This window comes from Profundibacter sp. (genome assembly GCF_965277155.1).
Lineage (GTDB): Bacteria > Pseudomonadota > Alphaproteobacteria > Rhodobacterales > Rhodobacteraceae > Profundibacter.
The window spans coordinates 295,473-309,634 of the sequence record NZ_CBDIBV010000010.1; the positions used below are offsets into that span (position 1 = coordinate 295,473).

The following is a 14,162-nucleotide window of genomic DNA, read 5'->3' on the forward strand; positions in this document are numbered from 1 at the left end:
TGTTTGGCGCAAGGGGCTATCGGAATTCTGTTTGGCAGGTCATATTGGCGTGATGGTATTTCAGATTAATAATCGCGATGCCCGCCGGTTGTGGCTGCAATCACTTGGGCTGGCAAAGGCACCGGTGGGGCAATCCGATGTGGTTGGGATCATCCGGCGGCTTGGATTTGTGCAGTTGGATACCATCCGCAATGTGGCCCGGGCGCATGACCATATTCTGTGGAGCCGTGACCAGACGTATCGCGAAGGCGGGCTGGAGGGGGTTTTGGCGGATGGCGAAGTATTCGAGCATTTCACCCATGATGCGTCGTGTCTGCCAATTGAAACCTATCCCTATTGGCAGCGGCAGTTCCGGCGCTATGCCCACAAGATGGCGAACCAGTCCTATTACAAAACGGCGATGAGATCGGCGGATATTGCGGCCATTCTGGAACGGGTCAGGCGGGAGGGGCCGCTTTCGACCCATGCGTTTGATACCAAGGCCAAGCCGAAAAAGGGGGTATGGTCACGCCCGCCGCATAAGGTCGAGCTGGATAAAATGTGGTATTCTGGGGTGCTTGCGACCTCGCACCGCAAGGATTTTACCAAGTTTTACGATTTGGCCGAGCGGGTTATTCCGGCAGATTTGCGCGAAGTGGTGCACTCGGACGAGGTGCAGGTAGACTGGTTGTGCCGTGCGGCTTTGACGCGGTTGGGGTTTGGCACGGTCGGGGATATTCAACGGTTTTGGGGCGCGATGAGCGCGGCGGAGGCGAAGGCTTGGGTGTCGGATGCAAAGCTGGCGCCGGTTCAGGTGCAGGCGCGGGACGGAAGCTGGCGCGAGGGTTTTGCGCTTGAGGATATCGAGGCGCGGATTAAAGCGGTTGAAACGCCGACATCAAGGTTGCGGATCATTAATCCGTTTGATCCGGTGGCGCGGGATCGGGATCGGCTGGCCGCATTGTTCGGGTTTGACTACAAGATCGAGATATTCGTGCCCGCGGCCAGGCGCAAATGGGGCTATTATGTTTACCCGCTGCTGGAAGGGGACCGGTTCGTCGGGCGGATTGATATGAAAGCAGATCGGGCCAAGGGGGTGCTGGTGGTGAAACAGGTCTGGTGGGAGGCCGGTGTTAGGGCAACGGATGCGCGTATTGCCAAGCTGGAGGCCGAGGTCGGGCGGATGGCGCGGTTTGTCGGGATGGATGATATCCAGTGGAATTGCGCCGCCTGCGGCGTCGCCCCAGGCGCGCGCCCCTGACGGGGCACGCTCTAGCCTGCGGCGCAGGTATTTGGGGCAAGAAGAAGAGGGGAGATTACCCGCTAACAATTCGGGATATTCACCGCCAGCCCGCCAAGGGATGTTTCTTTGTAGCGTTCACTCATATCCACGCCGGTCTGGCGCATGGTTTCGATGCAGGAATCCAGTGGCACCAGATGACGGCCATTGCCACGCATCGAAAGCGAGGCGGCAGAGACGGCTTTGATGGCACCCAGCCCGTTTCGTTCAATGCAAGGCACTTGCACCAGACCTTTGACGGGATCGCAGGTCATGCCCAGATGGTGTTCCAGCGCGATTTCGGCAGCGTTTTCCACCTGTAGCGGGGTGCCGCCCAATACGGCGCACAGCCCCGCTGCCGCCATCGCCGAGGCCGAGCCGATTTCGGCCTGGCAGCCACATTCCGCACCGGAGATCGAGGCGTTGTGTTTGATCAGACCACCAATGGCACTGGCGGTTAGCAGGTATTCGGGGATGCGGGACACCGATGCACCCGGCACATGATCCAGCCAATAGCGGGCCACCGCAGGCACGACACCCGCCGCGCCGTTGGTGGGGGCGGTGACGACTTGGCCACCGGCCGCGTTTTCCTCGTTCACCGCCATAGCATAGACGCACATCCAGTCGTTGATAGTGTGGGGTGCTGTCAGGTTCAGGCCCGCTTCGGCCTGCAAGGATTGGTGAATGTCATGGGCGCGGCGTTTAACGTTCAGCCCGCCGGGCAGGATACCCGCAGTGGACAGGCCGCGATCAATACAGGCGTTCATGGCCTCCCAGATGCGGGCCAGCCCTATATCGAATTCGCCAACACCCATATGGCTCAATTCATTGGCGCGTTTCATATCGGCAATGGTTTTGCCGCTTTTGGCAGCCATATCCAGCATCATTTGCGCGGTTTCGAACGGATAGGGGCGGGTGGCATCGCGGGCGTCCAGCACCGGCTCAAGCGCCTGTTCCGCTTCGGTCACCACAAAACCGCCGCCGATGGAATAATAGGTTTCCTGCAACACCACATCTCCCTGTGCATCGGTCGCCATCAGGATCATGCCGTTCGCGTGGCCGGTCAAGGGGTGGTCGTAGTCGAAAACCAGATCGCGTGCGGGGTCGAATTTCAGCGGGGGTAAGCCTTGGGGCCGGACCTGTTTTTGTGCTTTGATGCCTGTCAACGCCGCTTCGGCTTGAACTGCATCGTATGTTTCTGGCACAAACCCCGCCAACCCCAGAATAGTGGCGCGGTCGGTGGCGTGGCCAACGCCGGTAAAGGCCAATGATCCATGCAAGGAGGCCCGCAAGCCCTGCGCCTGAAACGGCGAGGCGCGCAGCAGGTCCAGAAACCGGCCAGCCGCCACCATCGGCCCCATCGTATGGGAGGACGAGGGGCCGACCCCCACCTTGAACATGTCAAATACGCTTAGAAACATCCGCGCCGCTTCCTTTGTTTGTCTTCGCAAAGGTCATGAACGCATAAGGCGGCGGCAAAGCAAGTCCAAAAACGACGAGGCGGCGGGGGGAAGCGGTGTTTGCTGTTCTGGGACCGTGCCGGATTGGCAAATATGTTTACACCGTTGCCGTCCGCTATTGAAAAAACTGCATAAAAGCGCAAATGTTATGAGGCTTGCTGTCAGTTCAGTATTTCACCCAGAAAGGGTACTGTATCTATGAAACCTTCTTTCCTGCGGATAGCCGCCCCTGTTTTCGTTGCATCCATGGCGTTTAGCGCCCTGCAAGGGGCCGCGCAAACGGCGATAGATTCGGTTGTTTACAAGATTCCGGAAAATGTAATCAAGGAAATACGAAGGGATCCGGAACGGGCGATACAAACGCTGATGACATTTGCGTTTTCGTGCAATGATGACGGTATTGTCACCGAAAAATGTTATACGACCGTCCGTTCGATAGAAAAGGCGCAGAGGCGGGTAAGGCAGGCAGAATTTCTTTTGTTCATGGACCTGAACGCGGACGGGTCGGTTACACTGGCCGAGCTTAAGGCCTACAATCGCACCCAGGAACCAAGACGGCAATCCCAGAATACGTTGGCCTTTTTGGAGGCTGATACAAACGAGGATAATATATTGGGAACCTCTAAAAATCCCCCAAAATCCGGCCTGACGGGGTAGAATCGTCATCAGGATGAAAATGATTCGACCGACGGGGTTTTGTCATGGGTCAGATGGGATTTTTTGATCTTTCCAGCCGATACGCGGGACTGGACAAATCTGGTGATCCGCTGGTGTTGCTCAACGACATGGTGCCGTTCGAGGATTACTGGGACGAGCTGAAGGCCATATGGCGCACGCCGCCCGAACAGCGCAAATCCAACGCTGGCCGCCCGCCTTGGGATGAGGTGCTGATATTCAAGACGATGGTTTTGCAGCAGCTCTACAACCTCTCTGACGATCAGATCGAGTATCAGATCCGCGACCGCCTGTCGTTCATGCGGTTTCTCGGCCTTGGCATTGAAGACAGCGTACCTGACGCCAAGACCATCTGGGCCTACCGTGAAAGGCTGGCCGGGGCCGGGAAGATGAAGGAGCTGTTTGACAAGTTCGATGCCTTTCTGCGCGAAAAGGGCTATCTGGCGATGGGCGGGCAGATTGTTGATGCGAGCATCGTTCCGGCGCCGCGCCAGCACAACAAAAGGGACGAGAACGAGAAAATCAAGGCGGGCGAAACGCCTGAAGAGTGGGAGGAAAAACCCCACAAGAAGCGCCAGAAGGACGTGGATGCGCGCTGGACGAAGAAGCACGGCAAGAGCTATTACGGCTACAAGAACCACATCAATGTCGACCGGCGGCACAAATTCATCCGCGCTTATGATGTCACCGATGCCGCCGTGCATGACAGCCAGGCGCTTGCCGGTCTGATTGATGCGAGCAACACCTCATCGGACCTGTGGGCCGACAGCGCCTATCGCTCGCAAAAGATCGAAAGCGAGCTGGAAGAGCGGGGGCTTCACAGCCATATCCATCACAAGGGCAGGCGCGGCAAGCCGCTTGGCGAGCGCCAGCAAAAGGCCAACCGGAGGCGCTCGAAAGTGCGGGTCCGGGTCGAGCATGTATTCGCTTTTCAGGAGCGCTCCATGGGCGGCAAGCTGATCCGCTCCATCGGCCTGAAGCGGGCGCGATTTCGCATCGGGATGATGAACCTGGTCTACAACATGAAGCGCTTCGTCCAGTTCGAATGCGGCCTGGCGGCGCCGGGATAAGGGTTCATGGGGTGAGGTGTGCCTGAAATACCCAAAACCGGCTTGAAACCGGTGAAAATGGGTTTATGATCCGAAGCAATCAGGCGGGACAGGCGAAAAACCGTCCACCCCGCCGCGAAGAAGGCGAAAACGGGAATTTACAGAGGTTCCCATCGGTATATTCAGAAGAAACCCTGCTCGCAATGTCAATCAACAATCTGAATTCAAACCTCTTTCCGGAAGCTCTGAATGCTTGGTTAAAAATTTGCCCGCCCTATGACAACATTACGAGACTGGCCTATTTCCCAACCAAACACAAATTTCGATGATATTTAAAAGCTACCAAATCGATTGGTGGGCTTTGATCCTAGCCACACTTGCTGTGCCCACAACTGCCGCAAGTCATGCAGCCCTCGACCATTCGCAAATCATACTGCCCGCATTTCGGACAGGCCTGCCCGCGCGGGGTGTCCAGATTAACCACCTGTTGGGCGTGCGGATCTGATTTCAGACCCATGCCTTCGCCCTCGATAAATCCGGTGTGGATCATGTGCCTTTCGATCACCCCGCCAATCGCGGCCAGAATGGATGGCACATATTTGCCCTCCATCCACGCCCCGCCGCGCGGATCGAACACCGCCTTTAGCTCTTCAACCACAAAGGACACATCCCCGCCGCGCCTAAACACCGCCGAGATCATCCGCGTCAAGGCCACTGTCCAGGCGAAATGCTCCATGTTTTTCGAGTTGATGAACACCTCAAACGGGCGCCGATGGCCGTTCACCACCAGATCGTTCACGGTGATATAGATCGCGTGTTCGCTCTCGGGCCATTTCAGCTTGTAGGTGTTGCCTTCCAGCGCCTTGGGCCGATCCAGCGGTTCTGACAGGTAGACCACATCCGCGCCTGTGTCGGCCTCGGGGGTTTTGTCGGACGTTTCGCTGACCGTCAGAACCGAGCCGGTCACGTCATTGGGCCGGTAGGTGGTACACCCCTTACAGCCACTGTCCCACGCCTGCATATAGACGTCCTGAAAGTCGCTAAAACTGATATCCTCGGGGCAGTTGATGGTTTTCGAGATCGAGCTGTCCACCCATTTCTGCGCCGCCGCCTGCATTTTAACGTGGTCCAGCGGGGCCAGCGTCTGGGCGTTAACGAAATAATCCGGCAGGTCCTTGTCGCCGAATTTCTCACGCCACAACTGCACGGCATAATCGACCACTTCTTCCTCGGTGCGGGTGCCGTCGTTTTGCAGCACCTTGCGGGTATAGGCATAAGCAAACACCGGCTCGATGCCGGAACTGACATTGCCGGCATAAAGGCTGATCGTGCCGGTGGGGGCAATCGAGGTCAGCAGGGCATTACGAATGCCGTGCTTGCGGATTGCGTCGCGCACGTCATCGTCCATCAAGCGCATGGTGCCGCTGGCCAGATATTTATCGGCATCAAACAGCGGAAAGGCACCCTTTTCCTTGGCCAGATCGACCGAGGCCAGATAAGCAGCCCGCGCGATCTGTTTCATCCAGTCTTCGGTCTGGGCCGCAGCTCTGTCCGAGCCATAACGCAAACCCACCATCAACAGCGCATCTGCAAGACCGGTCACACCCAGCCCGATCCGGCGTTTGGCCTGCGCCTCTTGCGCCTGCGCCTCCAACGGGAAGCGACTGGTATCAATCACATTATCCATCATCCGAACAGCCGTGCGCACCAGATCGCCCAGCGCCACCTCGTCCAGCTTTGCCCCGTCTTCAAAGGGGTTGGTAACCAGCCGCGCAAGGTTTACCGACCCCAGCAGGCACGCGCCATAAGGCGGCAATGGTTGTTCCCCGCAAGGGTTGGTCGCGGCGATGGTTTCGCAATAGGACAGGTTGTTCATTGCGTTGATCCGGTCGATGAAAATCACACCGGGTTCGGCGAAATCATAGGTCGACTGGATGATCTGGTTCCACAAATCCCGTGCCTTCAGGGTGTGATACACCGTATCGTTGAATTTCAAATCCCACGGACCATCGTCCTTGACCGCCTGCATGAAATCATCCGTTACCAGCACCGACAGGTTGAACATGCGCAGGCGCGCGGGGTCGCGTTTGGCGGTGATGAAATCCTGAATATCGGGGTGATCACAACGCATGACCGCCATCATCGCCCCGCGGCGTGACCCTGCGGACATGATGGTGCGGCACATCGCATCCCACACGTCCATAAACGAAATCGGGCCCGAAGCATCGGCCCCCACCCCTTTTACATCCGCACCCTTGGGCCGGATGGTGGAAAAATCATAGCCGATGCCGCCGCCCTGCTGCATGGTCAGCGCGGCCTCTTTCAGCATGTCGAAAATGCCGCCCATATCGTCGGGGATCGTGCCCATGACAAAGCAGTTAAACATTGTCACCGCGCGGCCCGTACCCGCCCCCGCCGTGATCCGGCCGGCAGGCAGGAATTTGAAATCCTGCAGGGCGTTGTAAAATTCGCCTTCACGCGCTTTGGGGTCATCATCGCCTTTGGCCAAAGCGCGGGCAATCCGGCGCCATGTATCCTCGACCGATTCGTCCATTACTTTGCCATCGCGCCCCTTCAGGCGATACTTCATATCCCAGATTTGTTCGGCAATTGGCGCAGAAAAACGGCTCATGTTCGGGTGTCCTGTTGGTGGCAGCAAGGGAGGTGACAATAGGCGCAAGATGCGCGTGGGTCAATTGTAATTGGCGCGTTTTGCCCTATGATTACCCGAGTCGCAACATAGCACATCTTGGGGGTAAATGGTGGGTAAAACCATAAATCTGGTAAAACTCAGCGTCGGGATTGATTCCGTCGAACACCTGCAAACCTATCGCGAACGTATACGCAGCGAGGGCGGGCCACAGCATCCCCGCCACATCACCCGCATGTGGCCACGCCGCGAAAAGGAACTGCTGAATGGCGGTTCGATTTACTGGGTGATCAAGGGGGTAATCCAGTGCCGCCAAACGGTTATCCGGCTGGACGAGGTGATCGGCGAAGACGGCATTCGCCGTTGCGCCATCGTGATGGATCCGGAAATCATCCGCACCCAGGCCGCCGTACGCCGCCCGTTTCAGGGCTGGCGTTATCTGGAACCGGCCGATAGCCCCGCCGATCTAAGTAAAGGGACGGTTGCGGGGGATGATCTGCCGGTGGACCTGATGTCGGCGCTGGCGGATATCGGGGTGCGCTGACCGCGGGCTCATCAAGCCTGGCGGCTTTCTTCGCCAAATCAGCGAGAAGCACCCGCAAGGGAGCGCCGAGCAGTTGCCAGTTGATCAAGCGCCTTTTCCAGTCGCTCCCGCGTGCAGGCAATGTTCACCCGCGCAAACCCTTCACCCTGTTTGCCAAACGCCTGCCCGCGCGTCACTGCCCAGCCCGCTTTTTGCCGCAGGAACGTGGTTAACTCATCCGGCGACAATCCCAGCCCGCGGAAATCCAGCCACGCCAGAAAGGTGCCCTCCGGTTCGATCAATTCCACACCGTCAATGCCCGCCAACCGGCCCCGCAACAGCGCCAGATTGCCTGCGATGTATTCCATCACATCTTCCAACCACGGCCCACCGTCACGGTAAGCTGCCAGCATCGCAACCGAGGCAAAGCTGTTGTTCTTATTTACCGTCAGACGGCTGTTTTCCACCTGAAACGCTTTGCGCTTGCCCTCATCCGCAATCACCGTAAAGGCTGAACAACAAGCAGCGATATTGAAGCTTTTGGCGGGTGACAAAGCGATGATCGCATTCTGTGCATAATCCGCACCCAGACTGGCAAATGGGGTATAATCATGCCCCGCAAAAGTCACGTCCCCGTGGATTTCATCCGAAACCACCAGCACCCCGTGCCGCGCACAAATATCCCCCAGTTTCCGCAGCTCATCCCGCGTCCAGACCCGTCCGACGGGGTTATGAGGATTGCACAAATACAACATTTTATTGTGCGGATCAGCAGCCAGAGCATCCATTATTTCAAAATCCATGCAATATCGGCCATCCAGCAGGATCAGCGGGTTTTCTACAACAATCCGCCGGTTTTCCTGCACCACATCGTAGAAATCAAAGAAAACCGGCGGCTGAACAATGATCCCGTCACCCGCATCCGTGAACAGAGACGCCGCAATCGCAAGGATGTTCAGCACATTGGGCGCGCGCAGGATATGGGCCTGATCCAGCGCCCAACCATGCCGGTTTTTCTGCCAGTCACACAGTGCCGGGTACAGCCCATCCGGCACGGCCTCGTATCCGAAAACCCCGTGATCCAGCCGCGCCTGCATCGCATCGCGCACCACTTGCGGGGCTTTGAAATCCATATCAGCCACACCGGCGGCAAACAGGGTTTCGCCACCTTCCCCCAAGACCATCGGGTGAATCTTCAACGCCGGAACCTCGCGCCGGTCGATTTCCTCGTCAAAATCCGTCCGCACGCTGTTCTCCGTCATGGCTCATTCCTCTCTCAAGTCAGTTTTCCCAGCAATTCCGTTAACGCCACACGGTCCGCATCCGACAACGCCGCCTTACGCGACCGGAATAATGTCGCCTGCGATTTGTGCACCAGACCATCGGTCAGGATTTTCAGATGATTGGCCCGCAGGGTTTCGCCGGACGAGGTGATATCCGCCACCGCCTCGGCGGTTTCGTTTTTCACTGTGCCTTCGGTTGCGCCCTGGCTGTCAACCAGTTGGTAATCGGCCACGCCCTGATCGCGCAGGAATTCCCGCACCAGCCGGTGGTATTTCGTGGCAATCCGCATCCTGAACCCCTGCGCAGCCCGAAACGCTGCGGCGGCGGCATCCAGATCGTCCAGCGTATCCACATCGACCCAGCATTTGGGCACCGCAATGATCAGATCGGCATGGCCAAACCCCATCAGTTGCACTTCTTCAACCTGCGTATCCCAGGCCGCCAGTTTCTCGCGCACCAGATCCGAGCCGGTGACGCCCAGATGAATCCGCCCTGCCGCCAGTTCGCGCGGGATTTCACCAGCAGACAACAGCACCAGTTCCACACCCGTCACCCCGTCAACAGCGGCGGCATATTCGCGATCCGATCCGGTGCGGCGCAGGCCAATGCCACGTTTGCCGAACCAGTCAAAGGTCTTTTCCATCAAGCGCCCTTTTGAGGGCACGCCCAGTTTCACAGTCATGCCGCGCCCCCCAGTTCCAGCACCAGTTCAGGGCGGATCACCCCGCCCACCGCCGGAATGCTGCGCCCCTGCCCCAGCACGCTGGTCAGCGCATCATAGCGCCCGCCGTTGGCCACAGCCGGCAGATCGGGGCGCGTTTCGGCGTAGAATCCGAAGACAAAGCCGTCGTAATATTCCAGCGTGGTGCGCCCGTATGATCCTTCAAAATCAAGGGCTTGCACATCGACGCCGCGTACCGATAGCGCGGTCAGGCGAGCGTCCATCATATCCACCGCGCCGGAAATGGCAGGCAGGTCAACCGATATGTCGCGCAGCCGTTCCAGCACGTTGTGGGATTTTTCCCGCAGGTTCAGGATGTCGTCCAGTATGCCTGCCTCGGCCTCGGAAATCGGCGGGGTGGCGGCGTCTTCGCGCAGCGCATCAATCCGCGCCGTGATCTCGGATTTTGAACGCAAGCCGATGAACGGCCCCGCCCCTTCCAGCGCATCTGCCGCCTGCAACAGGGCAACCCGCGTTTCGGGTGGGTTTGCCTTGCCGGTATAGCGATCCAGCAGTGCGCGGAACCGTTTGGGTCGCCAGATATGGCGCAGCAAGGCAGCCTTGCGCCGGTCCGTTGTCGATAACCCGCGCACAGCGGCCATCAGGATACCCATATCACCGGTTGCCGCCCGCAGGCCAAGCGGGGCAAGCACCTGACGGATAAGGGCGAATACCTCGGCATCCGCTGCGGCCGGATTTTCGCGATCAAACACCTCGTAGCCCACCTGCATAAATTCGCTGGGGCGGGAAATATCCTCTTCCTGCCGCCGGAATACCTCGCCTGCATAGGTATAGCGGGCCGGTTCGGCGCCATGTTCCATATGCATCTGCACCACTGGTACGGTGAAATCGGGGCGCATCATCTGTTCACCACGCAGGGCATCGGATGTCACATAGGCACGGGCACGGATATCCTCGCCATAAAGGTCCAGCAGAACCTTTGCCGGTTGCAGGATGTCGGTCTCCACCCGCCGCGCGCCCTGTCCTTCGAAAAAGTCCAGAAACCGCGCCGCTGCGCTGCGTGTTTTTGCCTTGGGCGTCATTTATCCGGCCTCGTGCAAGGCAATGATTTCGCGCACCTTGGCCACCAGATCGCCGCGCGGCACCTCGTATTGCGAGGGCAGCGATTTCCATTCCTCAAGCGTGGCGTTTTCGGCGATTTTTGCGCCTAAAATCAAGTCCTTGATCTGCACCATACCGCGCGCATATTCATCCCCGCCCTCAATCACGGCGACGGGCGAATTGCGCTTGTCAGCATATTTCAACTGGTTGCCAAAATTCTTGGGGTTGCCCAGATAAACCTCGGCACGGATACCGGCATTGCGCAAATCCGCTACCATCGTCTGATAATCCGCCATCCGGTCACGATCCATCACCGTCACCACCACGGGACCAGGCGATTTCCCCCCGACCCGCCCCTTGGCACGCAGCGCGGCCAGCAGGCGGTCAACGCCGATGGAAACGCCGGTTGCGGGCACAGCCTGACCGGTGAACCGTTTGACCAGATCGTCATAGCGTCCCCCACCGGCGACCGAGCCAAACTGCTGCTTGCGCCCCTTTTCATCGGTGATTTCAAAGGTCAGTTCGGCCTCGTAAACCGGCCCAGTGTAATAGCCAAGGCCGCGTACCACAGAGGGGTCGATTTCGATCCGGTCCGGGCCATAACCCAGTGCGGCCAGCAGATCGGCGATTTGTTCCAGTTCGGCAATACCTTCATTGCCAATCGCACTATCCCCCACGGCAGCGCACAGATTGGCCAGCGTTCCGGCGGTATCACCCGCTTTTGACGTCAGAAACGCAATCACCGGCTCGGCCTGATCCGCCGACAGGCCCACCCCGTCGATATAAGCGCCCGAGGCATCCAGCCGCCCCTTGCCCAGCAATTCGCGCACACCGGCTTCGCCCACCTTGTCAAACTTGTCGATGGTGCGCAGAACGTCGTCGCGCGCGGGTCCATCTTCCAGTCCCATCACTTCCAGAACCCCGTTCAAAACTTTGCGGTTGTTCACCCGGATAATGTAGTCGCCACGCGGGATTCCGACGGTTTCCAGCGTATCGGCCAGCATTGCACAAATCTCGGCATCTGCAGCCATGCTCGCCGATCCCACCGTATCCGCATCGCATTGATAAAATTGGCGAAAACGGCCCGGCCCCGGCTTTTCATTGCGCCAGACAGGCCCCATGGCAAAGCGGCGATAGGGCGTCGGTAAATCATTGCGATACTGCGCATAAACCCGCGCCAGCGGGGCGGTCAGATCGTAACGCAGCGCCAGCCAGTCTTTTTCGTCCTCCTGCCAGGCAAACACACCTTCATTTGGGCGGTCCACATCGGGCAGGAACTTGCCCAGTGCCTCGACGGTTTCCACCGCCGAACTCTCCAGCGCCTCGAACCCGTAACGATGGTAAACAGCCGCGATCCGGTCGAGCATCTCTTTGCGCTCGGCCACGTCAACGCCGAAATAATCGCGAAAGCCTTTGGGCGGGAGCGCCTTTGGGCGGGGCTGTTTTTTCACTTTGGCCATGGGGTGTCCCTTTGGTTTGTCTTGCCCGATGGCTTTATCCAAAGGGGCGCGCAAGGGCAAGGCGCGCGAAAAATTGATCCAATTCTATGTAACAGCCAAATTACCAGAGTTTGTTAAGGGTTTGGGCCTATTGCGAAGGGAACATGATCACAACCGGGCCAATAATATGATGTCTCTATCCCTTAATAATTACTCTATCCGCACATTGACCAGAGCCATTGTCGGCCTGATGATTGTCGCGACAATCGGTTTCGCGATCATCGGGGTGATATCGATGCGGTTTGTCGGGGACACGGAAACCTCGTGGCAGGAATACAAACAATCCAACGCACCACGCGCCACGGCCCTGACTTCTGTTGTCGGGGCGATCGGATATGGCGGCATGATCCACCAGTTCAAGAATATGGTCATCCGGCAGGATCTGGCCCGCGCTGAAAAGGTAAAACTGCACGCCGCAGTGGCCATGTACGGATTGCAACGTCTTGATTTGCTATTGGATACCACGGAATCCCGTATTGCGATTGAACAAATCAAATCCGTTATCAAGGAATATGTCGCAAATACAGACAGGCTCGCGGGTCTTATAAAACAGGGGCATACCGCCGAAGAAATTGATGCGGCCCTGAAGATAAATGACAAGCTGGCTGTTGAGGGGCTGGAATATCTGTTTTCTTATTTGAGAAGCCCGGATCAAAGCGCGCAGCTTAGCAAAAGCTATTATCTTGGGGAATTACGGCGGGCGCTTGGGTTTAATGGCATGATCCATCAGTTCAAAAACTATGTTCTGCGCCATGATGCCCCCCGGATTGAACAGGTTAAAACAGAGGTGGTCCCACTTTTTTGACCAGTCAGCAGCCAGTTTAAGATGGATCAGGGTTTCATTTAGGCTGCCAAACTCATTGGTTTTGTTTTTCTGTCATAGGCTTCATCCGGGGTCAATATTCCGTGGGTGGAATGCGGGCGCTCGGTGTTGTAGTAAGCCAACCATTTCCCGATCCCGGCGCGGGTCTGCGAACCCGTTTCAAATGCGTTGAGGTAAATGCATTCGTATTTCAAGGATCGCCAAAGCCGCTCGATCATCCGGTTATCGACCCAGCGACCTTTGCCATCCATCGAGATTTTCACGTCGGCTTCTTTCAGCGCCTGCGTCCATTCAAACCCGGTGAACTGGCTGCCCTGGTCGCTGTTCATGATATCGGGCTTGCCGTATTTGGCCATAGCCTCTTTCAGGGCTTCAACGCAAAAATCTGCCTCCATGCTGTTTGACAATCTCCAGCTCAAAACCTTGCGGCTGTGCCAGTCCATGATCGCGACCAAATAGAGGAACCCGCGCTGCATCGGAATGTAGGTGATATCTACGCACCACACATGGTTTGGACGATCAATCGTCAGGTCTCGCAGCAGATACGGGTAGATCTTATGCTGCGGATGTTTCTTGCTCGTGTTGGGCGTCTGGTAGATCGGAACCAACCGCATCAGCCGCATCAAACGGCGGACCCTGTGGCGACCACACTTGTAACCTTGGCGCTGCATGTGCCGGGCCATTTGCCGTGATCCATACCACGGCGTCTGCAAGAATTGCTTGTCGATTATTGTCATGAACCGCAAATTTTCAGCACTTTCGCCTTTTGGCTGGTAATACAGGTTCGAGCGCGCCAGAGAAAGTAGCCCGCATTGTCGTCGCACACTCAGATCATGCTCACGGCTCACCATTTTTTGCCTCGCTTCCCGAGCAACTGTTGCGAGGCGTTGGCTAAAAAATCCCGTTCCACGACCAGCTGACCAATCTTGGAGTGCAGCTTCTCAATCTGGGCTTCATCAACCCGATCAGGATCACGGCCCCGTCTGGAAAATGCCGTGGCCATGTTTTCAATCGCTGCTCGTTTCCATGTGCCAATCTGGGTTGGATGCACACCATACTTCTTCGACAGCTCCGCCATCGTCATTTCCTCGCGGATTGCTTCAAGCGCAACGCGGGCTTTGAATTCGGGAGAATGGTTCTTTCGTTTCGTCATTTTGA

At 57.4% G+C, this 14,162-nt stretch carries 13 protein-coding genes; 6 read left to right on the top strand and 7 right to left on the bottom strand.

Annotated features, from left to right (window positions below; genetic code table 11):
* Positions 1-52: 52 nt before the first annotated feature.
* Positions 53-1,240, top strand: coding sequence for a winged helix-turn-helix domain-containing protein (locus ACQY4M_RS09350; RefSeq protein WP_428543404.1), 1,188 nt, complete (start codon positions 53-55; stop codon positions 1,238-1,240).
* 62 nt (positions 1,241-1,302) lie between these two features.
* Here ACQY4M_RS09350 and ACQY4M_RS09355 read toward each other — a convergent pair whose 3' ends face one another.
* On the bottom strand, positions 1,303-2,679 hold the full coding sequence (locus ACQY4M_RS09355; protein WP_428543406.1) for an L-serine ammonia-lyase: 1,377 nt from the start codon (positions 2,677-2,679) through the stop codon (positions 1,303-1,305).
* A gap of 237 nt (positions 2,680-2,916) precedes the next feature.
* Between ACQY4M_RS09355 and ACQY4M_RS09360 the strand changes: the two genes are divergently transcribed.
* The 3 genes from ACQY4M_RS09360 to ACQY4M_RS09370 all read left to right on the top strand — a co-directional run bounded on the left by ACQY4M_RS09360 (position 2,917) and on the right by ACQY4M_RS09370 (position 4,771).
* Positions 2,917-3,375 (top strand): hypothetical protein, encoded by a 459-nt coding sequence (locus tag ACQY4M_RS09360; protein ID WP_428543408.1) that lies wholly within the window; start codon positions 2,917-2,919, stop codon positions 3,373-3,375.
* A gap of 44 nt (positions 3,376-3,419) precedes the next feature.
* Positions 3,420-4,463: an IS5 family transposase gene (locus ACQY4M_RS09365; RefSeq protein WP_428539540.1), complete on the top strand. Its 1,044-nt coding sequence runs from the start codon at positions 3,420-3,422 to the stop codon at positions 4,461-4,463.
* Positions 4,464-4,528: 65 nt separating this feature from the next.
* On the top strand, positions 4,529-4,771 hold the full coding sequence (locus ACQY4M_RS09370) for a hypothetical protein (RefSeq protein WP_428543410.1): 243 nt from the start codon (positions 4,529-4,531) through the stop codon (positions 4,769-4,771).
* Positions 4,772-4,809: 38 nt separating this feature from the next.
* On the opposite strand, the gene ACQY4M_RS09375 is transcribed toward ACQY4M_RS09370, so the two are convergent.
* Positions 4,810-7,074, bottom strand: a complete 2,265-nt coding sequence (locus ACQY4M_RS09375) for an adenosylcobalamin-dependent ribonucleoside-diphosphate reductase (protein WP_428543412.1) — start codon at positions 7,072-7,074, stop codon at positions 4,810-4,812.
* Between the two features lie 127 nt (positions 7,075-7,201).
* Here ACQY4M_RS09375 and ACQY4M_RS09380 point away from each other — a divergent pair, with 127 nt between their 5' ends.
* Complete coding sequence (locus tag ACQY4M_RS09380; RefSeq protein WP_428543414.1) at positions 7,202-7,636, top strand: DUF1489 family protein; 435 nt, start codon at positions 7,202-7,204, stop codon at positions 7,634-7,636.
* A gap of 38 nt (positions 7,637-7,674) precedes the next feature.
* Here ACQY4M_RS09380 and ACQY4M_RS09385 read toward each other — a convergent pair whose 3' ends face one another.
* Genes ACQY4M_RS09385 through hisS form a run of 4 tightly spaced genes read right to left on the bottom strand, consistent with a single transcriptional unit; the run spans position 7,675 to position 12,142 of the window.
* Positions 7,675-8,877 carry a MalY/PatB family protein gene (locus ACQY4M_RS09385; protein WP_428543416.1) on the bottom strand — a complete coding sequence of 401 codons (1,203 nt, stop codon included), beginning with the start codon at positions 8,875-8,877 and terminating at the stop codon, positions 7,675-7,677.
* A 14-nt stretch (positions 8,878-8,891) separates the two neighbouring features.
* Positions 8,892-9,581: an ATP phosphoribosyltransferase gene (gene hisG, locus ACQY4M_RS09390; protein ID WP_428543418.1), complete on the bottom strand. Its 690-nt coding sequence runs from the start codon at positions 9,579-9,581 to the stop codon at positions 8,892-8,894.
* Positions 9,578-10,663 carry an ATP phosphoribosyltransferase regulatory subunit gene (locus ACQY4M_RS09395; RefSeq protein ID WP_428543420.1) on the bottom strand — a complete coding sequence of 362 codons (1,086 nt, stop codon included), beginning with the start codon at positions 10,661-10,663 and terminating at the stop codon, positions 9,578-9,580. Before ACQY4M_RS09395 ends, hisG begins: the two co-directional genes overlap by 4 nt.
* Positions 10,664-12,142 (bottom strand): histidine--tRNA ligase, encoded by a 1,479-nt coding sequence (gene hisS, locus ACQY4M_RS09400; RefSeq protein ID WP_428543422.1) that lies wholly within the window; start codon positions 12,140-12,142, stop codon positions 10,664-10,666.
* Positions 12,143-12,170: 28 nt separating this feature from the next.
* On the opposite strand from hisS, the gene ACQY4M_RS09405 reads away from it, so the two are divergent.
* Entirely contained in the window at positions 12,171-12,986 is an 816-nt protein-coding gene (locus ACQY4M_RS09405; RefSeq protein ID WP_428543424.1) for a hypothetical protein, read from the top strand.
* 38 nt (positions 12,987-13,024) lie between these two features.
* On the opposite strand, the gene ACQY4M_RS09410 is transcribed toward ACQY4M_RS09405, so the two are convergent.
* Positions 13,025-14,157, bottom strand: a protein-coding gene (locus tag ACQY4M_RS09410; protein WP_428539245.1) for an IS3 family transposase whose coding sequence is annotated in 2 segments (ribosomal slippage) — positions 13,025-13,905 and positions 13,905-14,157 — 1,134 coding nt in all. Because the reading frame shifts where the segments join, the coding sequence is not laid out codon by codon here.
* Positions 14,158-14,162: the final 5 nt, after the last annotated feature.